The organism is Bradyrhizobium sp. Bra64, assembly GCF_024519875.1.
Lineage (GTDB): Bacteria > Pseudomonadota > Alphaproteobacteria > Rhizobiales > Xanthobacteraceae > Bradyrhizobium > Bradyrhizobium japonicum_G.
Window position 1 is genome coordinate 29,154 of sequence record NZ_JALJRD010000011.1, and the last position, 17,712, is coordinate 46,865.

At 65.0% G+C, this 17,712-nt stretch carries 20 protein-coding genes; 10 read left to right on the forward strand and 10 right to left on the reverse strand.

Annotation, left to right across the window (positions count from 1 at the left end; genetic code table 11):
- Positions 1 to 11: 11 nt before the first annotated feature.
- The 4 genes from flhB (at position 12) to NR187_RS26225 (ending at position 5,975) form a co-directional block, all read left to right on the forward strand.
- Positions 12 to 1,091: a flagellar biosynthesis protein FlhB gene (flhB, locus tag NR187_RS26210; RefSeq protein WP_211385322.1), complete on the forward strand. Its 1,080-nt coding sequence runs from the start codon at positions 12 to 14 to the stop codon at positions 1,089 to 1,091.
- Positions 1,092 to 1,245: 154 nt separating this feature from the next.
- Positions 1,246 to 3,825, forward strand: a complete 2,580-nt coding sequence (cckA, locus tag NR187_RS26215) for a cell cycle histidine kinase CckA (RefSeq protein WP_211385321.1) — start codon at positions 1,246 to 1,248, stop codon at positions 3,823 to 3,825.
- Between the two features lie 238 nt (positions 3,826 to 4,063).
- Positions 4,064 to 5,071: a Tim44 domain-containing protein gene (locus tag NR187_RS26220; RefSeq protein ID WP_211385320.1), complete on the forward strand. Its 1,008-nt coding sequence runs from the start codon at positions 4,064 to 4,066 to the stop codon at positions 5,069 to 5,071.
- Positions 5,072 to 5,267: 196 nt separating this feature from the next.
- Positions 5,268 to 5,975 carry a glutathione S-transferase gene (locus tag NR187_RS26225; protein WP_211385319.1) on the forward strand — a complete coding sequence of 236 codons (708 nt, stop codon included), beginning with the start codon at positions 5,268 to 5,270 and terminating at the stop codon, positions 5,973 to 5,975.
- 292 nt (positions 5,976 to 6,267) lie between these two features.
- Here NR187_RS26225 and NR187_RS26230 read toward each other — a convergent pair whose 3' ends face one another.
- The 3 genes from NR187_RS26230 to NR187_RS26240 all read right to left on the reverse strand — a co-directional run bounded on the left by NR187_RS26230 (position 6,268) and on the right by NR187_RS26240 (position 7,922).
- Positions 6,268 to 6,942, reverse strand: a complete 675-nt coding sequence (locus NR187_RS26230; protein WP_211385318.1) for an isoprenylcysteine carboxylmethyltransferase family protein — start codon at positions 6,940 to 6,942, stop codon at positions 6,268 to 6,270.
- 116 nt (positions 6,943 to 7,058) lie between these two features.
- On the reverse strand, positions 7,059 to 7,232 hold the full coding sequence (locus NR187_RS26235) for a hypothetical protein (RefSeq protein WP_211385317.1): 174 nt from the start codon (positions 7,230 to 7,232) through the stop codon (positions 7,059 to 7,061).
- A gap of 216 nt (positions 7,233 to 7,448) precedes the next feature.
- Positions 7,449 to 7,922 (reverse strand): hypothetical protein, encoded by a 474-nt coding sequence (locus NR187_RS26240; RefSeq protein WP_211385316.1) that lies wholly within the window; start codon positions 7,920 to 7,922, stop codon positions 7,449 to 7,451.
- Between the two features lie 122 nt (positions 7,923 to 8,044).
- On the opposite strand from NR187_RS26240, the gene NR187_RS26245 reads away from it, so the two are divergent.
- The 3 genes from NR187_RS26245 (at position 8,045) to NR187_RS26255 (ending at position 10,352) form a co-directional block, all read left to right on the forward strand.
- Entirely contained in the window at positions 8,045 to 8,266 is a 222-nt protein-coding gene (locus tag NR187_RS26245) for a hypothetical protein (protein ID WP_211385315.1), read from the forward strand.
- A 6-nt stretch (positions 8,267 to 8,272) separates the two neighbouring features.
- A complete protein-coding gene (locus NR187_RS26250) occupies positions 8,273 to 8,557 on the forward strand; it encodes a type II toxin-antitoxin system RelE/ParE family toxin (RefSeq protein WP_211385314.1) in 285 nt (94 codons plus the stop codon).
- Between the two features lie 139 nt (positions 8,558 to 8,696).
- Positions 8,697 to 10,352 carry a fumarate hydratase gene (locus tag NR187_RS26255; RefSeq protein ID WP_211385313.1) on the forward strand — a complete coding sequence of 552 codons (1,656 nt, stop codon included), beginning with the start codon at positions 8,697 to 8,699 and terminating at the stop codon, positions 10,350 to 10,352.
- Between the two features lie 158 nt (positions 10,353 to 10,510).
- Here the strand turns inward: NR187_RS26255 and NR187_RS26260 are convergent, their stop codons facing one another.
- The 6 genes from NR187_RS26260 to NR187_RS26285 all read right to left on the reverse strand — a co-directional run bounded on the left by NR187_RS26260 (position 10,511) and on the right by NR187_RS26285 (position 14,793).
- Positions 10,511 to 11,431, reverse strand: a complete 921-nt coding sequence (locus NR187_RS26260; RefSeq protein ID WP_256808170.1) for an SH3 domain-containing protein — start codon at positions 11,429 to 11,431, stop codon at positions 10,511 to 10,513.
- 15 nt (positions 11,432 to 11,446) lie between these two features.
- Positions 11,447 to 11,743, reverse strand: a complete 297-nt coding sequence (locus NR187_RS26265) for a hypothetical protein (protein ID WP_211385311.1) — start codon at positions 11,741 to 11,743, stop codon at positions 11,447 to 11,449.
- A gap of 105 nt (positions 11,744 to 11,848) precedes the next feature.
- A complete protein-coding gene (locus NR187_RS26270) occupies positions 11,849 to 12,403 on the reverse strand; it encodes an inner membrane-spanning protein YciB (protein WP_256808171.1) in 555 nt (184 codons plus the stop codon).
- Between the two features lie 12 nt (positions 12,404 to 12,415).
- Positions 12,416 to 12,991, reverse strand: a complete 576-nt coding sequence (locus NR187_RS26275) for a hypothetical protein (protein WP_211385309.1) — start codon at positions 12,989 to 12,991, stop codon at positions 12,416 to 12,418.
- 75 nt (positions 12,992 to 13,066) lie between these two features.
- Positions 13,067 to 13,324, reverse strand: a complete 258-nt coding sequence (locus NR187_RS26280) for a hypothetical protein (protein WP_256808172.1) — start codon at positions 13,322 to 13,324, stop codon at positions 13,067 to 13,069.
- A 71-nt stretch (positions 13,325 to 13,395) separates the two neighbouring features.
- Complete coding sequence (locus NR187_RS26285) at positions 13,396 to 14,793, reverse strand: carotenoid oxygenase family protein (RefSeq protein WP_256808173.1); 1,398 nt, start codon at positions 14,791 to 14,793, stop codon at positions 13,396 to 13,398.
- A gap of 108 nt (positions 14,794 to 14,901) precedes the next feature.
- Between NR187_RS26285 and NR187_RS26290 the strand changes: the two genes are divergently transcribed.
- Positions 14,902 to 15,633 carry a TetR/AcrR family transcriptional regulator gene (locus NR187_RS26290; RefSeq protein WP_256808174.1) on the forward strand — a complete coding sequence of 244 codons (732 nt, stop codon included), beginning with the start codon at positions 14,902 to 14,904 and terminating at the stop codon, positions 15,631 to 15,633.
- Positions 15,634 to 15,681: 48 nt separating this feature from the next.
- Positions 15,682 to 16,314, forward strand: coding sequence for a DUF6321 domain-containing protein (locus NR187_RS26295; RefSeq protein ID WP_256808175.1), 633 nt, complete (start codon positions 15,682 to 15,684; stop codon positions 16,312 to 16,314).
- 10 nt (positions 16,315 to 16,324) lie between these two features.
- Here NR187_RS26295 and NR187_RS26300 read toward each other — a convergent pair whose 3' ends face one another.
- On the reverse strand, positions 16,325 to 16,930 hold the full coding sequence (locus NR187_RS26300; RefSeq protein WP_256808282.1) for a hypothetical protein: 606 nt from the start codon (positions 16,928 to 16,930) through the stop codon (positions 16,325 to 16,327).
- A 164-nt stretch (positions 16,931 to 17,094) separates the two neighbouring features.
- Between NR187_RS26300 and NR187_RS26305 the strand changes: the two genes are divergently transcribed.
- A complete protein-coding gene (locus NR187_RS26305; RefSeq protein WP_211385304.1) occupies positions 17,095 to 17,700 on the forward strand; it encodes an SET domain-containing protein in 606 nt (201 codons plus the stop codon).
- Positions 17,701 to 17,712: the final 12 nt, after the last annotated feature.

Consider the following 17,712-nt stretch of genomic DNA (forward strand, 5'->3'; position numbering starts at 1 on the left):
CAAGGTGATCGATGGCGGAAGACAACGATCCCGAGAGTCAAACAGAAGACCCGACGCAAAAACGTCTCGAAGACGCGCTCGAACGCGGTGACGTCGCCAAGAGCCAGGAGATCAACACCTGGTTCATGATCGCCGGCGGCACGCTCGTGGTCTCGAGCTTCTCGGGATCGGTCGGCAGCGGGCTGGTGACGCCGATGCGCAACCTGCTTGCCAATTCCTGGATGATCAAGACCGACGGCCGGGCCCTGCTCGCGCTGATGCAGCAGATCGAAGTCGCCGTGCTCGCGGCGGTCGGCGTGCCCCTCTTGATGCTGGTGCTGGCGGCCATTGCCGGCAACTTGCTCCAGCACCGCCTGGTCTGGTCGGCCGAATCCCTGAAGCCCAAATTCAGCAAGCTGTCGCCAGCCGAAGGCCTCAAGCGCATCTTCGGCAAGCAGGCGGCGGCGAACTTCCTCAAGGGTCTCGGCAAGCTGATCGTGCTCGGCGCGGTCATGACCACGATCCTGTGGCCGGAGCGGCATCGCATGGAGGCGATGGTCAAGCTCGATCCGGCCGCCATGCTCGGCGCCAGCACCAGCTTGACCATCCACCTGCTCGGCGCCGTGGTCGCGGCGCTCGCGATCATCGCCATTGGCGACTATTTCTTCCAGTATCGCAGCTGGTTCCAGCGGCAGAAGATGTCGCTCCAGGAGATCAAGGAAGAGTTCAAGCAGTCCGAAGGCGACCCCCACATCAAGGGCAAGCTCAGGCAGCTCCGCCAGCAGCGCTCCAAGAAGCGCATGATGGCGGCGGTTCCCAAGGCCGCCGTGATCATCACCAACCCGACCCACTATTCGATTGCGCTGTCCTACGAGCGCGGCATGTCGGCGCCGATCTGCGTCGCCAAGGGCGTCGACAATCTCGCCTTCAAGATACGGGAGATCGCGCGCGCGCACGACATCCCCATCGTCGAGAACGTGCCGCTGGCCCGCGCGCTCTACGCCACCGTCGAGATCGACCAGGAAATTCCGACCGAGCACTACCATGCGGTTGCCGAAGTCATCGGCTACGTCATGCGTCTGAAGCGCGGATTCGGGGCTGGCCGCCAATAAAACCCACGAAAAATACCGGAAATGGCCGTAATCTGGGAATCAGCGTACGTTTCGCCCCTGCTGCCCTTGCGCCTGCGGGTCCGATTGAGGCAGGGAGGACCCTGCGCGCGCCGTAGCGCGTTGATTCTCTGCCGACAGGCTGCGCCAGCTTGAGATGACTGCCGAGACCGACCACGACCTCACGCGAGACCCCGTTGCGGCGCACGAGCCGTCGCCGCGCTCGGGCAGCATTGCGCTGGTGCTGCTGGTGGCCGCCGGCCTCGTCGCCGTCGCCGTCGGGCTGATGACGCTCGGGCGCGCGCAGGCGCAGCCCTACATCCTGGGCATCCTCGCCGTGCTCGCGATGGTCGGCCTGTTCAACCTGTTCGCCTTCGCCGCCGGCATCATCCGCTTCGTCGACCGCAATCTCGACGATCCCGTGATGGGGCGCATCGCCGACCACGCCTTCGACGGCCTGGCCGTGACCGATCCGCGCGGCCATGTGGTCTATTCCAATGCGGCCTATCTGACGCTGACCGGCGCCACGGGCCCGCAGGACGTGCGCCCCGTGGAGCGCGTCTTCATCGGCAATCCCGACGTCTCCGAAGCGGTGTTTCGCCTGCTGAAAGCTGCGCGCGAAGGCAAGCGGCAGCAGGAAGAGGTGCGCATCTCAGGCCAGGACGGCAGCCAGGGCCGCTGGCTGCGCATGCGCGTGCGCCCGCTCGGCACCGGCAAGCGCGAGGCGAAATACGCGGTGTGGTCGATCGCCGACATCACCCGCGACCGCGAGCGCCAGGAGGACGTGTTCCAGGAGCTCCAGCACGCGATCGAATATCTCGATCACGCGCCTTGCGGTTTCTTCTCGGTCAATCCGGCCGGGGAGCTCGCCTATGTCAACGCGACGCTGGCGAACTGGCTCGACTACGACCTCGCCGAGATCGGCTCGGGCGGGCTCAAGCTCACCGACATCGTCTCCGGCGACGGCGCCTCGCTGCTCACCTCGATCGTGGCGGTGCCGGGCGAGGTGAAGACCGAGGTCTTCGACATCGACCTGCGCATGCGCACCGGCAAGACCATGCCGGTGCGGCTCTATCACAAGCTCGCCTTCGGCGCCGACGGCGCGCCGGGGCCGTCGCGCACGCTCGTCATCAGCCGTGCCCGCGACGAGCGCAGCGATCCGGACCGCGCTGCCGAAGTGCGCTTCATGCGCTTCTTCGACCACACGCCGATGGCGATCGCGACCGTCGACCGCGGCGGCAATGTCGTGCGCGCCAATGCGCGCTACGCCAAGCTCGGACAGGCGCTGGGCCTCGACAGCGCCGGCAAGTCCATCTTCCGCGCGGTCAGTTCGCGCGACCGGCATCTCTTGATCGCGGCGATCAACCAGGCCGCCGAGGGCCAGGCCGACGTCGCGCCGGTCGAAGTGGCGCTCGAAGGGACCAAGGAGCGCTGGGGCCAATTCTTCGTCACGCCGGTCGATGCGGCAGAGAACGAGGCGGAAGCCGCCATCGTGCACATGCTCGAGACCACCGAGCGGCGCGCGCTGGAGAACCAGATCAACCAGTCGCAGAAGATGGAGACGGTCGGTCAGCTCGCCGGCGGCATCGCTCACGACTTCAACAACGTGCTCTCCGCCATCATGATGGCGAACGACTTCCTGCTGAACGCGCACAAGCCGACCGATCCGTCCTTCCAGGACATCATGCAGATCAAGCAGAACGCGACGCGCGCCGCCACGCTGGTGCGGCAGCTGCTCGCGTTCTCGCGGCGGCAGACGCTGCGGCCGCAGGTGCTCGACCTCGGCGACGCGCTGTCCGATCTCGCCATGCTGCTGCGCCGGCTGATCGGCGAGAAAGTCAAGCACGAGACCATCCATGGCCGCGATCTCTGGCCGGTGAAGGTCGACGTCTCCCAGTTCGAGCAGGTGATCGTCAACCTCGCGGTCAACGCGCGCGACGCCATGCCCGACGGCGGCAAGCTGATCATCCGCACCGCCAACGTCACCGCCGAAGAAGCCGCCAGGCTCGCCTACAAGGGCATGCCGGCCGCCGACTACGTGCGGATCGAGGTCGCCGACACCGGCACCGGCATCCCCGCCGACATCCGCGACAAGATATTCGAGCCGTTCTTCTCGACCAAGGAAGTCGGCAAGGGCACCGGCCTCGGGCTCTCGACCGTCTACGGCATCGTCAAGCAGACCGGCGGCTTCATCTACGTCGATTCAGAGCCCGGGCAGGGCACCTCGTTCCACATCTTCCTGCCGCGCCATCACGCCGAGCCTGACGTGCAGGTCGAGCAGCCCGCCGCTGTCGCCAGTGCCGGCAATGGTGCCGCGAAGGAAACCGCGCCTGCGGAAGCCAAGCCCCGCACCGATCTCACCGGACAGGGCACCATCCTGCTGGTCGAGGACGAAGAGGGTCTTCGCGCCCTCAACGCACGCGGCCTGCGCTCGCGCGGCTACACCGTGGTCGAGGCCGAGAACGGCGTCGAGGCCATGGAGATGCTGGAAGAGCAGAGCGGCGGAATCGATCTCGTCGTCTCCGACGTCGTGATGCCGGAGATGGACGGCCCGACGCTGCTCAAGGCGATGCGCGAGAAGAATCCCGACATCAAGTTCATCTTCGTCTCCGGCTACGCCGAGGACGCGTTCGAGAAGAGCCTGCCCGAAGGCCAGCAGTTCGACTTCCTGCCAAAACCGTTCACGCTGAGCCAGCTCGTGGCGGCGGTGAAGGAGACGATGGCGAAGGTGGGGTGAGGGCGCGTGCTCTCCACGTTCTCCGTCATTGCAATGGCTCCTCGCAACGACGAGCAAAACGCGGAAAATCGGCCCTAATACCCGCCGGTACCCCGCGACCGTGGTTCCCCGAGACACCCGGCCAACCCCCCGTCAAATATGGGCTTTTGCCACATCCCCGCGACTGAGGGCCGCAGCCATAGGTTCCGAAACCGTCTTCCTTTTTCGGGAAGTCTGCCCATGTTAAGGACACGTCCCCATGCCGGGGATTTGGGAAACGAACATGAATTTCTCGCAACGCTCCCGCAGTCTCTTCAAGACGATTGCCGTCGTGCTGGCGCTTGCGCTGCCGACTGCGCTGGCGATCTCGTCTGCTGACGCGCGCGTCGGTGGCGGCATGTCGTCGGGTTCGCGCGGCTCGCGCACCTATTCGGCGCCCCCGTCGACCACGACCGCGCCGGGCTCGACCTCGCAGTTCAACCGCACCTACACCCAGCCGGGTGCAGGCATGAACTCGGCTGCGACCGCGCCCGCACGCGGCGGCCTGTTCGGCCGCGGCGGCGGTTTCCTGGGCGGCCTTGCGGCCGGCTTCCTCGGTGCAGGCCTGCTCGGCATGCTGTTCGGTGGCGGCCTGTTCGGCGGTCTCGGCGGCCTGTCGTCGATCCTCGGCCTGATCATTCAGATCGTGCTGGTGGTGGTCGTGGTGCGGCTGGCGATGTCGTGGTGGCAGCGCCGCCACACGCCGCAGGCGGCCTATGCCAACGCTGATGCCGGTACCGGTCCGGGACCGCAGCCGAACTATCGCAGCGGCCTCGGTGGCGGCGGACTTGGTGGCTTCGGCTTCGGCGCCGCCAACAACGCGCCGCTCGAGATCAAGCCCGGCGACTATGAGGCGTTCGAGCGTCTGCTAGGCGATGTCCAGGCCGCCTGGTCGAACGAGGACGTGGCCAAGCTGCACACGCTGGCGACGCCGGAGATGGTCTCCTATTTCGAGCAGGATCTCGGCCAGAACCGCTCGCGCAACGTCGTCAACAAGGTCACCGACGTGAAGCTGCTGCAGGGCGACCTCGCGGAAGCCTGGCGTGAAGGCGAGACCGACTACGCCACGGTGGCACTGCGCTTTGCGCTCACCGACAAGACGCTCGACCGCACTACCGGCGCGGTTGTCGCCGGCAGCGAACAGCCGGGTGAGGCCACCGAAGTCTGGACCTTCGCCCGCCGTCCGAACGGCAGTTGGGAATTGTCGGCGATCCAGCAGACCAACTGATCGCGAACTGATCTGAAGAAGAGGGCGTCGTGCTTCTTGCACGGCGCCCTTTTCGTTTGGCGCGCCGCTCTCTCCCCGCGTCATCGCTTCGCTGCGCTTGCAACGACGGAGTCTGCTGAGCGTCTTCCCTTCACTGACGGAACCTTGGCCGGCGTGCTACATTAATCCCGTCGCCTCAATGCGCACGGACCCTCCCATGAAATACGAACTCTACTATTGGCCTGAAATCCAGGGCCGCGGCGAATATGTGCGGCTGGCGCTGGAGGAGGCGGGCGCGACTTACGCCGACGTCGCACGTGGCCCGCGCGGCACCGCCGCGATGATGAAGATGATGGGCGCGCATCAGGGCACGCCGCCCTTTGCGCCGCCGTTCCTCAAAGCCGGCAAACTCGTCATCGGCCAGACCGCGAACATCCTGCTCTATCTCGGCGCCCGCCACGGCCTTGCGCCGAAGACGGAAGCCGGCAAGCTCTCGGTGCACCAGCTTCAGCTCACCATCACCGACCTCGTGATCGAGATCCACGACACCCATCATCCGCTCGGGCCCTCGCTCTATTACGAGGACCAGAAGTCGCCGGCGAAGAAGCGCACCGCCGACTTCTGGGACGAGCGCGTGCCGAAATATCTCGGCTATTTCGAAGGGCTTCTCGCCGGCAATGGCGGCAGCTACGTCACCGGCCGCAGGCTGACCTATGTCGATCTATCGCTGTTCCAGATCGTCGCGGGGCTGCGCTATGCGTTCCCCAGGCGGATGAAGGCATTCGAGAAAAATATCCCGGGCCTCGTCGGCCTGCACGACCGAATTGCCGGGCGGCCGAACATCAAGGCTTACCTGGCGAGCGAGCGCCGCATTCCCTTCAACGAGCAGGGTATCTTTCGCCGCTACAAGGAACTTGATTATTAGCCGGTCCGGACGGCGGCTGGCGGCAGCCCCCGCTCCGGACCGGCCGTTTCGGGCACGATCAATCGCCCGAAATCGTCGTGACTTCCGAGTGCTCGTGCAGACTTCGAGGCCAGTCGATCGTCTTCAGACTCGGATGCCGGAGACAGGTCATGCTCGTCGGGGCAGGGGGGCTTGCAGAACATCGTGCGCGTCTCCCGCGGGTGCGGTTTCCTCTAGCGAGGTTCGCTTCCCGCGACGTCAGTCGATCGGAGGAGAGGAAACGTTTTTCCGTGCACAGCAGAGTGATGCGCCCTCACCACACACCGGGCAGCAGCCGATAACGCACGCGCGTCGCATAATCTGAATAGCCAGGCAGGCCCTCGCGCAGCGTGCGCTCCTCGATGCCGATGCGGATCGCAAGCAATGCGAGGATGACCGGCACCATCCCAAGCCCCCACCACGAGCCCAGCAGCAGCGGCACGCCGGCGAAGAACAGGATCATGCCGCTATACATGGGATGGCGCACATGGGCGTAAGGCCCGGTCGAGATGACGCGCTGCGCGCGCTCGGCCTGCAGCTTCACCACGGGCGCGGCGAACGAGTTCTCGCGGAATACCCAGAGGATGAACAGCGTCGAAGCGAGGTACAGCACGAGGCCCAGGAGCTGGATTGCAACGGGCATGTTGGACGAGAGCATGCGCCGGTCGATCCCCATCGCGCCAAGCCAGGCCAGCATCGCGGCGATGAACACGGTCATGAAGACCTTGTCGGCGGTGGGCTGGTTCTTTTGCAGGACCGGCCGCAGACGTTCGGCGAGCAGTGCGGGATCCACCCGATAGAGCCACCAGCCGCAGAGCGGGCCGAGCAGGGCGCAGGTGGCGAGGAAGACCCAGGCCGAAGGCCAGTGCAAGGTCCCGGCGCAGGCGAACAGCAGCGCGCCCATCGCGACGGTGGTGATCGTGTTCTGCAGGAGCAGCTTGACGATCATGCGCAGGTTCCGGAGCAGTTGCGCACGATGTTGGTCTCGCTATCCGGCGAAGATGAGGCCGGACACGCGAAAAGCCCGATCGACCGGATCGGGCATTTCATCTTCGACGCGGCGGATCAGGCGAGCTGATCGATCCGCGTGCCCTGACCCGGCGGCAGCGGCGCGGGCGGCGGCGGCTTGTAGGTCGGGTCGTTGTCCTTGGTCTTGGTCTGGTCGTCCTGCTGCCTGGTCGTGTCGTAGCTCGGCACCACGATCGCGATTGGCGGCGGCGCAACGGTAGAAACGCTCATCCACAAATCCTCACACATGGAAACAATTGACCCTGCGCCGCGAGGAGCGAAATTTCCTTCAAGGCAATCGTTAAAATGCGAGGGATCCGGTGCGGTAAGGGAGGCCTCCTTCGTGCCGCCACAAGCGCTGTTTCCGCAAGCGGACAGACCTCTCCTCGCAATGACGGAGTGTGTGGTGGGCGGTGTGCTGACAGACGCACATCGCGCGGGCGCTGCCTATTCGTCCTTGCCGCGCGTGATCGCGATGGAGGCGTCCGTCTTGGTGCGGGTGCATTCCATGTTGAGGCGTCGGTAGCGCATGCTGATCTTGTCGCCGCGCAGAAGTCCCATCCGCTTCAGGCAGCGTGTCGCGCCCGTCGTGGTGTCGTCCTTCGTCACGGTGAAGACGATCGCCGCCATCGACCCGACCAGCGCAAAGAACTCCGGCGTCGGCTTGCGATCGCCCTTGGCATAGAGCTCGATGGAATATTTGTCGCCGCGGCAAGCCACGGACAGCTCCTTGGCCGCAGGGTGCGTCAGGTAGACGACGTTGGCGGCCCGGAAATTCACCTTGAGGCGATCGACCTGGTTCGCCAGCTCCTTGGCGCTGTCGTCGCAGCGGTCTGCGCGCGCGGGCGAGGTGAGGGTCACAAGGCCGGTGATGGCGGCGGCGACCAGAATCGCGTCGCGGACGTGCAGTTTGAAAATCATGATGAAAAGCCCCTTGGATGGCGCATTCAAGCGTCGGTGGAGGCGAAGCGCAAGGGTGGGTGGCGGCATTTCCACGAGTAGGGCGGCTGTCCCATCCCGTTCGGCGTGCTATGCTGCCGCTCATGACAAAGCTCCTAGAAGAGGCCATTCGCCGGGTCGAGCAGCTTCCCGAAGGCGAGCAGGACGCCGCGGCCGGGGCGTTACTCGACTACGTCGAGCACATGCATAAGATCCGGTTGACGGATGAGCAGATTGCCGAAGTGCGCCGCCGGATCGCTGATCCTAATCGTAAGCTGCTCTCCCTCGACGAGGCACGGGCTCGCGTCGACGGCTTTGGTTCGTGAACGCCCGTGGAACTTGTCTTCGATGTTCAGGCTATCGCTGATCTCGAAGGCATTTTCAATTGGATCGCGAAGGATAGTCCCGCTGCCGCAAGGAAAGTCACGGATCGATTATTCGAGAGCATCCAGTTACTGACTTCCTTTCCATTCATGGGGCATGTGGGCCATAGCGTTGGCACCTATGAGTGGGTCGTGCCGCGATTGCCTTATATCGTGGTCCACCTAGTCGATGAATTGCACCGTCGGGTTGTGATAGCCGCGGTCTTTCACGGCGCACAGGAACGGGACGCTTAGGTCCCGCCGATCGAGGCGTCCCTTATGCGCAGCCGGCACCAGTGCCGGGCGATTCGCTCCCTTCCCTTTGTGGCAAAAAAGCTTAGAACGCTTCCATGCTGAGAGGCCCGGCAGGGCTGCAAAACCCCGAGATCCGCCCATGAACGCTCCCACCGCCTTCCCCGACCCCGCAAAACCCGTTCCGCCGTACAAGCACACCCCGCTGTTCCCGCTGGGCAAGGACGAGACGCCCTATAAGAAGATTTCGTCGGAGGGCGTCCGGGTCGAGAAGGTTTTGGGCAAGGACATGCTGGTGGTGTCGCGTGCGGCGCTGCGGGCGCTGTCGGAGGCGGCTTTCGGCGACATCAACCACTATCTGCGGCCCGGCCATCTGAAGCAGCTCCGCGCGATCCTGGAGGACGGCGAGGCGAGCCCCAACGACAAGTTCGTCGCGCTCGACTTTTTGAAGAACGCCAACATCGCGGCCGGCGGCGTGCTGCCGATGTGCCAGGACACCGGCACCGCGATCATCATGGGCAAGAAGGGCTGCAACGTCATCACCGACGGTGACGACGAGGCTGCGCTGTCGGAAGGCGCGCGCGATGCTTACCTGCGCCGCAATCTGCGCTACTCGCAGGTCGCCCCGCTCTCGATGTACGAGGAGAAGAACACCGCCAACAACATGCCGGCGCAGTGCGAGATCTACGCCGAGGGTGATGACGCCTACAAGTTCATGTTCATGGCGAAGGGTGGCGGTTCCGCCAACAAGAGCTTTCTGTTCCAGGCCACGCCCTCGGTGCTGACCAAGGACCGGCTGCTCGCCTTCCTCAAGGAAAAAATCCTCACGCTCGGCACCGCGGCGTGCCCGCCCTATCACCTCGCCATCGTGATCGGCGGCACCTCGGCCGAGCTCTGCATGAAGACAGTGAAGCTCGCCTCCGCGCGTTATCTCGATGCGCTCCCCACCCACGGCTCGCCAGACGGCAACGCCTTCCGCGACATCGAGATGGAGCAGGAAATCCACAAGATGACGCAAAGCCTGGGAGTGGGCGCGCAGTTCGGCGGCAAATATTTCTGCCACGACGTGCGCGTGATCCGCATGCCGCGTCACGGCGCTTCGCTGCCGATCGGGCTCGGCGTGTCGTGCTCGGCCGACCGCCAGGTGCTCGGCAAGATCACCAAGGACGGCGTCTATCTCGAGGAGCTCGAGCACAATCCGGCGCAGTACCTGCCGCAGGTCGAGCAGTCGCTCGGCGGCGAGGTCGTCAAGATCGACCTCAACCAGCCGATGAAGGACATTCTGGCGACGTTCTCGAAATACCCGACCAAGACGCGGGTTTCGATGACCGGCACCATGATCGTGGCGCGGGACTCCGCGCATGCCAAGCTGCGCGAGCGGCTGGAGAAGGGCGAGCCGCTGCCGGACTATTTCAAGAACCACCCGGTCTATTATGCCGGCCCGGCCAAGACCCCCGAAGGCTATGCCTCCGGCGCGTTCGGCCCGACCACGGCGGGCCGCATGGATTCCTTCGTCGACCAGTTCCAGGCCGCCGGCGGCTCGATGGTGATGGTCGCCAAGGGCAACCGCGCGCCTGCGGTGCGCGAGGCCTGCAAGAAGTACGGCGGTTTCTATCTCGGCTCGATCGGCGGTGCTGCGGCGAACCTCGCCGAGCACTGCATCAAGAAGGTCGAGGTGCTCGAATATCCCGAGCTCGGCATGGAAGCGATCTGGCGCATCGAAGTCGTCGACTTCCCGGCCTTCATCATCATCGACGACAAGGGCAATGACTTCTTCAAGGAGTTGAATCTGGGCTAGCTCTTCACCTCGCCTGGAGTTCCGAAGAACTGGCCTGCATGGTTCGAGACGCCCGCTTTGGCGGGCTCCTCACCATGAGGGTCTGATATCTCGCCGCGAAACACGACCTCATCCTGAGGGCCCGCCAAAGGCGGGCGTCTCGAAGGATGGGCCGCAGGCTAACTACAATTCGTGACCTGGTTGGAACACAGTCCGCGCCACCAGCCGCGAACGCCGTCATGGCTCTCGACGAGGCCCCAGAGACCGCTGCAAGCGAGCAGGCGCTTGGGGCCGCCGTCGGTGTCGATCGCGCCGCCTAGCTCGCGCTGGGCCGGCATCCATTTGGCATCGACGAAGGGGGCCTGGAACAGTCCGCCCATGCGCGTGCCGCCATTGGCATAGGCCGTGCCGATCTTGTTGGACGCGACCCAGCCGCGCCCCGCATAGGGTTTTGGCGCGCTGCGCGGATATCGTTTCTCGTCCTCGTAACCCTTGCCCGGCGGCTTGGCGCCCTCGATCAGAAACCAGCCGTCCTTGAAGCCGATGATGCGGAATTCGGTGAGCCAGCCGCCGTCCGGTGTGTTCTCGGCGCCGCCGAGCTTCAGTCGGTAGGGTGGTGGCAATGTGCCGAGCACGCGCGCCTTCACCGATGGCTCAGCGCGCACGTTGAGGCCCTCAGGGTCCTTGTCGATCGACCACGCACCGAGATCGCAGGGCTCGGTGCCCGCAGGGAGCGCCGCGCGCCTGGCGGCGAGATCGGCGTGCAGCTTTGCGAAGTCGGTGTCGTCGTTGTCGGGATCCGGTCCGGTGCGCGGCTTCAATTCGGCTGAGACCGCGCGCGCTGCATCCGCCGTCAGTGCGACGACGAGGACCTGACGCGCAGCGAACACGCTTGCCGGTGTCTTCGGATCGTTCGAGGCCGCCGGATAGACGGCGAGATATCCCCTCACGGCTTCGGTGCGGTAGGCTGTGCCGGCGACATAGCCCGCCGGCACCATGGCAAGCGCGCTTGCGCGCCACGCCGGTTCGGTGTCGTCGGCGCGCGCCGCTTGTGTCGCGACACACAGGATCGTTGCCGCGATGAGACGGAGCGCGCGCATGGGTGCAGCGCGGCCTTACGCTCGCGTGCCCGTGAACGGGAAGCTGCCCATCGGGCCGATGCCCATTTCGCCGCTCATGCTGTCGCCGGAGACCTTTCCGATGAACTCGAGCGTCAACGGCATTGGCTTGTCGATCGAGACTTTCCAGTTGACGGCGTCACCGCTGATGGCGCCGTCGAAGATCTCGGCAGTATCGCCTTCCGCACCCTGCGTGCCCGTGAGCGTGCCGCCTGCGGCGGTCAGGCTCAGCGTGGCCTTGCGTTCGCCCATGGGCGTCGTCAGGGTCAGAGTCCAGTTGCCGTCGACGGCCATTCGCGTCTCCCAAAAATGCCGGCGGACCGCGACAATCCGCGGCCAGTCCCGGGCCGAGCCTATAGCGCAACTCGGCGCGCCTGCCTAACGCTGCCTTGGAGGCATTTAGGCGCGGGCGGCGGCGCGCCGGCGGCTGGTGACGATGAGGCGAAGCACGACGTACTGCACGGCAAAGGCGATGATCTTGGCGCCGCCCGCGACCACCGTAATATAGAATGCCCACAGTTTCAGATCGCCCGTGGAGGCGACGGCGATCATGCCGGCGCCGATCACGAACATCAGCGCAGCCCAGGCATAGCCCGCAGCCGTCACATATTCCGGAACGGTCTCGACGACGATCGGCGGCATGTAGCGCAGCATCCAGCCGCGCTTGAGCATGATGGCGCCGATCGCGAAATGCGCGATCGAGGGCTTTGCCAGCATGAAGCGAGGATCATTGGTCAGCAGCGTGACCGTGCCCAGTACGACGACGAGCGCGAGGCTCGCATAGGTCATGTAATTGAGCTGCTGCCCCTTGACCTGCGCGTAGATCACCTGCGCGATCGCGCCGGCAATCGCGACCGACGTTGCCAGGACGACGCTGTCGGTAATGAGGTAGACGACCAGGAAGACGATGGCGGAGAGGAAGTCGGAGGCGAGGCGGGCGAACACGTCTTTCATCGTCGATCCTGTTCAGCGGGCGTTGGGCATTGCGCTGGCCGGCGCACCGTACTTGATCTGCCGATACTCGGGATACCATTTTGTGAAGTAGATGGCGCTGTTGCGGGCGGCGAAGGCGACCGCAAGGCTCGACCAGAGCGGCAGGCCGGGAACATAGAGCAGCACGAGATTGGCGGCCGCCATCAACAGCGCGGCCGCGGTCCATGCGCCGGTGATGACGTAATTGGCATGGAGAAAGCCGGGCATCGCCGCGGTCTCGGGCGGCACCGATTCAACCGCATATTGCAGCGTGAAAGGACGGCGGACCAGCATCGAGCCGAGCGAGATGACGAAGATGCCGATGTCGACCGACAGCTTGACGCCGAGCGGGCCGAGCGCCGGATCGCGCAGCGCGAGGTAGAGGCCGATTGCGGCGAACACGATCGCCGAGCCCGCGGCCAGGGTCTTCACCGAGCGGCCGCGCACGACGTCGAGCGCGACGGTGGCGAGACAGATCGCCGAGGCCACGAACACGCTCATCGTGGCCGATGTCACCAGCATCAGGAGCGTGTAAGCGCCGTAGGGCGCAAGGATCAGGAAAATCGTCATGGGCGCCTCGGTCAGGCCGATCTTTACGGTGTAAAGATAAGTAGTGCAGCGACGATCTCGGGTCAAGCAAAATCTTTACAGTGTCAAAATGACGTAAGTGATCTCCAAAAGATGAAGTGCCGCAATGGCTTGGTCGGCTGTCTCGTCGGCGAATTCGGCCCAGGGCAGGCGCGACAGGATCGGCATCGCGGAAGCGATCAGGAGGCCGATGAAGAGCAAGATGCCGCCGTTGAAGATGGCATGGCTGTTCCGCCGCAGCCGGGTCATCTGGGCGGCGAGCACGGCGCAGGCGAGGACGGCGAGGCAGCCGGTGATGATCGAGGGCATGTGCATGCGAGACCTCCCTGTGTCCACGAGGTCATTCCGGAGCGACGCGACTTCGTTGCGGCCCGGAATGACGAGAACTACTGTGCCCCGACCCAATTGCCGTGAAAGCCGTCCGGCACACGGTGGCCGAGCTGCACCAGCGCGACGGGACCGGCCTCGATGTCGGTGGCGTTGAACACGGCGAGATCGCTGCGGTTCTCCCGCGCACGCCAGACCACCGCGAGCAGCCAGCCATCGCCTTCGGCTGCATCGCTCGATCGCTCGACGAACACCGGCTCGGAAATGGTGTCGCCGGCCGGCAGCAGATAATGGCCGAGCCGCTTTCCCGTGCCGTCGACATGGACGATGCCTGAGAGCGCACCGAACATCGGCAGCCGCGGATTGGCACAGGCGTACCAGCCGTGTCGGTTTTTCAACCCGGCGCGGCGATCGTCGATGCGTGGGAATTCGCCGGTGAGATCGTCCAGATAAGTCTGCTGGAAGCGGTCGGAATTGCCTGAGAGATCGAACGTCCAGCGGCAGTGGCGGGCGCGCGACTTCTCCGGATCCGTCGGTCGTCCGTCGGGATGCGGAAACAGCGGCGCTTCCTCGAACTGCATGACATCGGCGATGATGCGGTTGCCGTCCTCCCACGCGTTCATGACGTGGAAGACGTAGCAGGCATCAGATCGAAACCAGACCATGTCCTTTGCAGTGCCGTTGCGCTTCATCACGCCGACATACGCGCCCTTGTCCGGCTCCCAGGCATAGGGCGGCCGTCCGTTCATCGCGCGCTCCATGCTGCCCGTGATGGGCAGGATCGGAAACAGCACATGGTTCTTGGTGACGATGAAGTCGTGCACCATGCTGGCATAGGGTGCCTCGAAGCGTTCGAAGCGCCTCGCCTTGCCGGAGGCATCGATCGACCCGTAGGAGAGGGCGGAGGTCAGCGGACCTGCGGCGTTGTAGCCGAAGAACACCAGCTCGCCGCTGACGGGATCGAGCTTCGGATGCGCGGTGAAACTGCCGGCGACGCGGCCCTGGTAATTGTGATAGCCGCGCGTTGCCAGCGTGCCCGGCTCGATCTCGGTCGGCAGATGCGCTTCTTCGAGTGCCAGCAGCTTGCCGGCGTGGAAGATGATGTTGGTGTTGGCGACGCCGCCGTCGGTGAGGTTTGCGGGCGCATCCGGCAGCTTGCGGCCGAAGCCGCCGAACAGGGCGCGGCCGGCATCGTGCTCGGCCAGCCATTTCGGCGTGCGGACCCAGCGGTTGCGATAGCTGGCGCGGCCGTTCTCGAGCTGGAAGGCGTGCAGCATGCCGTCGCCGACGAACCAGTGCGCGCCCGGCGCCTCGAACTGCGGATTGGGGCCGTTGCGGTAGAGCGTGCCGTTCAGGTCGCGCGGCAATTCGCCGACGATCTTCAGGAAGGGCGCGTCGGCCTCGAAGGGAATCGGCGCGATGTTGTTGCGGCGCTCAGTGACGGCGTCCTGGTGCACGGCGCATTCCCTCCCTTATCTTTACATCGTAAAGATGAATTAGGGCCGATCGCTGCGAGCGTCAAGTGAAATCTTTACACTGTCAATATTGCGTCATATAGCTTGCAAATGGCCAAGACCGACACCAAGGGCGAAACGGCGCGAAGCTCGCGTGCACCCAGAAAAACGACTTCGACCGCGGCATCGCGTCCGGCGCCTCGCGCGACGAGTGCGAAGACCGAGACGCCCTACCATCACGGCGCCCTGCGCGAGGCGCTGCTCCAGGCCGCCGAAAGGGTGCTGGAGCGAGACGGGCTTTCCGGCCTGACATTGCGCGCGGTGGCGCGTGAGGCGGGCGTTTCGCATGCAGCGCCGACCCATCATTTCGGTGATCTCACCGGTCTGCTCAGCGAGCTTGCGGCCGTCGGGTTTCGCCAGTTCAACGCGGCGATGGCGTCGTCCTGCGATGCTGCCACCACGCCGCTCGCGCGCGCGCTGGCGCGGCCGAAAGCCTATGTCGCCTATGCGCAAGCCCACCCCGGCATGTACGGCATCATGTTCCGCACCGAGCGCCTCGACTATTCCAGGCCGTCGCTGCACGAGGCGGCCGAAGCCTCCTTCGCCGGGCTCGCCAATGCCATCGGCATGATGCGGCAGGAGCAGATCAGTGGCGATGCGCTGACGCTGAACCAGGGCGCCGCCATCGCGCGCGCCTGGTCGATGGTGCACGGTTTCACCATGCTGCTGCTCGACGGGCGGCTGGAGGATATTCTGGGGCGCCTGCCCGAGGGCACGACGCCCGAACGGCTGCTCGAGGCGATGCTGATGGCGCCGATCACGGGAAAGCTGCCCGGTCCCTGATCCATCCGGCCGAACGCAACTCCCGCCATCGTCGGGCGTTGAGGCTGCATGGCAAGATCACCCCGTGCCCCCTGGAAACGCCAGAACCCGCGCAAGCGCGCCGGCAAGGCATCCAGGCATCTCAGCCCCGCGCAGAAATCGGCCGCGAAGGCAGGCGTGCGCCGCGCCGGGCGCCGCTATCCCAACCTCGTGGACAACATGCGCATGGCAGCGAAGAAGACCTCGAAGGCGAAAAAGTCAGCCAAGAAGACATCAGCCAAGACATCAGCCGGGAAGACATCGGCGAAAAAGGCTCGCAGGCGCACCGCGAAGAAGACAGCGAAGAGCGCGCGCAAGCGTAGCACCTCGGCGCGCGAAAAGGATCCGCGCGGAGGTCTGACAGCGGCAGGCCGCAAGGCCTTTGCGCGCAATCAGGGTGCCCGCCTGCGACCGGGCGTCACCAAGAAACAGTCCGAGATGACACCGCAGGAGATGCGGCGGAAGGGAAGCTGGGCGGTGCGCTTCTATGGCCGCGCGAAATTGCCGCCGCTCGTGGACGCAAACGGACGGCCGACCCGGCACGCGTTGTCGGCGCATGCCTGGGGCGAGCCCGTTCCGACGACGGTGGCGGCGGCGCGGCGGATCGCCGCGAAGGGCGAGCGGCTTCTGGCGCGCTATCGGCGGGCCACGGCGAGGGCTTAGCGCCGAGAGCTCAGCGCATCGTTGCCAGCTCGACGGCGCGGCCGCTTGCGCCGACGATCTTCACCTCGTCCTTGCCGCAAATGAAGCCGCGGGCGAAATCGTCGGCCGCCTTGCGTGCGAGCTCGATGCCGTTCGGATTGGCGATGGCATCGACATAGGCGACGTGACAGACCGGCCCCGGCGGCAGCCGGGTCACCACGAGCATGGCCTTGGTGTTCGGCCGACCCTGCTTGTCGGGATCGGATCCGTCGGCGATGTGCCAGCGCTGGATCATCGCAAACGGCTTGGTGCCCGCCGTGCGCCATTCGACGGTGGTCTCCGACGAATTGAACGGCGCGAACCAGACTTTTGCCGCCGGTTCCTCGGCCGCGGCCTTGCGATTGCGGCCGACGGAGACGATTTCGCGAAGATCGTCCTCGGCAATCAGGACCACGAGACCATCCTTGCCCTTGCAGACCCGCGTGGTGCTGCCGTCGAGCTCGCTGGGCTTGCCGATCTGGCGGCAATCCTTCGGCGCCGTCGAGGTATAAGTGCTGCCCACGAATTGGGCGTCGGCGCGGTCGAGACCGGTGCACATCAGCAACACGGCCAGGCCTGCGTTGGTGATGCGGATCATGATGACGCCTTTGATCGAGCGGGAACTCCGTACCATCAGACGTCTTGATTGTGGGCAAGGTTCAAACAAGGCCGACAGGCACCTGACAGCGGCGCGGAATCGTTCTAGAAGAGCGGCTTCGCTTGGGCCGATCCGGCCTCGTTCGCGTCCTCGTTCCCTTGATCATGCCAGCCATCTCCTCGCAAAAACCATATCGCGTCGGCCGCTCCAAAACCGGACTCGGCCTCTTCGCCACCAAGCCGATCAAGAAGGGCACCCGGATCATCCGTTATTACGGACCGATCCTGGACTCGCGGATCCCGGAACACGACGACATCGAGAACAAGTACCTGTTCGAGCTCAACGGCCGCTGGACCATCGACGGCTCGGTGCGCAAAAATCTCGCGCGCTACATCAACCATTCGTGCCGGCCCAACGCCGAATCCGACGTCCGGCCGCGCGAGCGCAAGGTCTTCATCCGCGCCATCAAGAACATCGAGCCGGGCGACGAGATCAACTACGATTACGGCACCGACTATTTCAAAGCCTATCTGAAGCCGATCGGCTGCAAGTGCGAGTCGTGCGAGAAGAAGCGCAAGAAGCTGCGCGCCGAGGCACGGGCCGAACGCGCCAAGGTGAAGGCGCGCGCGGAGCGCAAGGCCGAGAAGGCGGGGGCCAAGGACCTTGCGAACAAGGACACCAAGAGCAAGGGCCTCAAGAACAAGGCTGCGAAAAAGAAGAAGCTGAACGGCCATGCCGTTGTCGGGGCGAACGGCCGTGCGCGGGCGTAGCGCTGCGGCATG

Excerpts from the sequence above, each read along its gene's own strand:
- NR187_RS26255 (WP_211385313.1), top strand. The coding sequence starts at position 8,697 with ATGAACGCTCCCACCGCCTTCCCCGACCCCGCAAAACCCGTTCCGCCG.
- NR187_RS26265 (WP_211385311.1), bottom strand. The coding sequence starts at position 11,743 with ATGGCCGTCGACGGCAACTGGACTCTGACCCTGACGACGCCCATGGGC.
- NR187_RS26240 (WP_211385316.1), bottom strand. The coding sequence starts at position 7,922 with ATGATTTTCAAACTGCACGTCCGCGACGCGATTCTGGTCGCCGCCGCC.
- flhB (WP_211385322.1), top strand. The coding sequence starts at position 12 with ATGGCGGAAGACAACGATCCCGAGAGTCAAACAGAAGACCCGACGCAA.
- NR187_RS26290 (WP_256808174.1), top strand. The coding sequence starts at position 14,902 with ATGGCCAAGACCGACACCAAGGGCGAAACGGCGCGAAGCTCGCGTGCA.
- NR187_RS26275 (WP_211385309.1), bottom strand. The coding sequence starts at position 12,991 with ATGACGATTTTCCTGATCCTTGCGCCCTACGGCGCTTACACGCTCCTG.
- NR187_RS26245 (WP_211385315.1), top strand. The coding sequence starts at position 8,045 with ATGACAAAGCTCCTAGAAGAGGCCATTCGCCGGGTCGAGCAGCTTCCC.
- cckA (WP_211385321.1), top strand. The coding sequence starts at position 1,246 with ATGACTGCCGAGACCGACCACGACCTCACGCGAGACCCCGTTGCGGCG.
- NR187_RS26225 (WP_211385319.1), top strand. The coding sequence starts at position 5,268 with ATGAAATACGAACTCTACTATTGGCCTGAAATCCAGGGCCGCGGCGAA.
- NR187_RS26295 (WP_256808175.1), top strand. The coding sequence starts at position 15,682 with ATGGCAAGATCACCCCGTGCCCCCTGGAAACGCCAGAACCCGCGCAAG.
- NR187_RS26305 (WP_211385304.1), top strand. The coding sequence starts at position 17,095 with ATGCCAGCCATCTCCTCGCAAAAACCATATCGCGTCGGCCGCTCCAAA.
- NR187_RS26270 (WP_256808171.1), bottom strand. The coding sequence starts at position 12,403 with ATGAAAGACGTGTTCGCCCGCCTCGCCTCCGACTTCCTCTCCGCCATC.
- NR187_RS26260 (WP_256808170.1), bottom strand. The coding sequence starts at position 11,431 with ATGCGCGCGCTCCGTCTCATCGCGGCAACGATCCTGTGTGTCGCGACA.
- NR187_RS26300 (WP_256808282.1), bottom strand. The coding sequence starts at position 16,930 with ATGATCCGCATCACCAACGCAGGCCTGGCCGTGTTGCTGATGTGCACC.
- NR187_RS26280 (WP_256808172.1), bottom strand. The coding sequence starts at position 13,324 with ATGCACATGCCCTCGATCATCACCGGCTGCCTCGCCGTCCTCGCCTGC.
- NR187_RS26220 (WP_211385320.1), top strand. The coding sequence starts at position 4,064 with ATGCCGGGGATTTGGGAAACGAACATGAATTTCTCGCAACGCTCCCGC.
- NR187_RS26230 (WP_211385318.1), bottom strand. The coding sequence starts at position 6,942 with ATGATCGTCAAGCTGCTCCTGCAGAACACGATCACCACCGTCGCGATG.
- NR187_RS26235 (WP_211385317.1), bottom strand. The coding sequence starts at position 7,232 with ATGAGCGTTTCTACCGTTGCGCCGCCGCCAATCGCGATCGTGGTGCCG.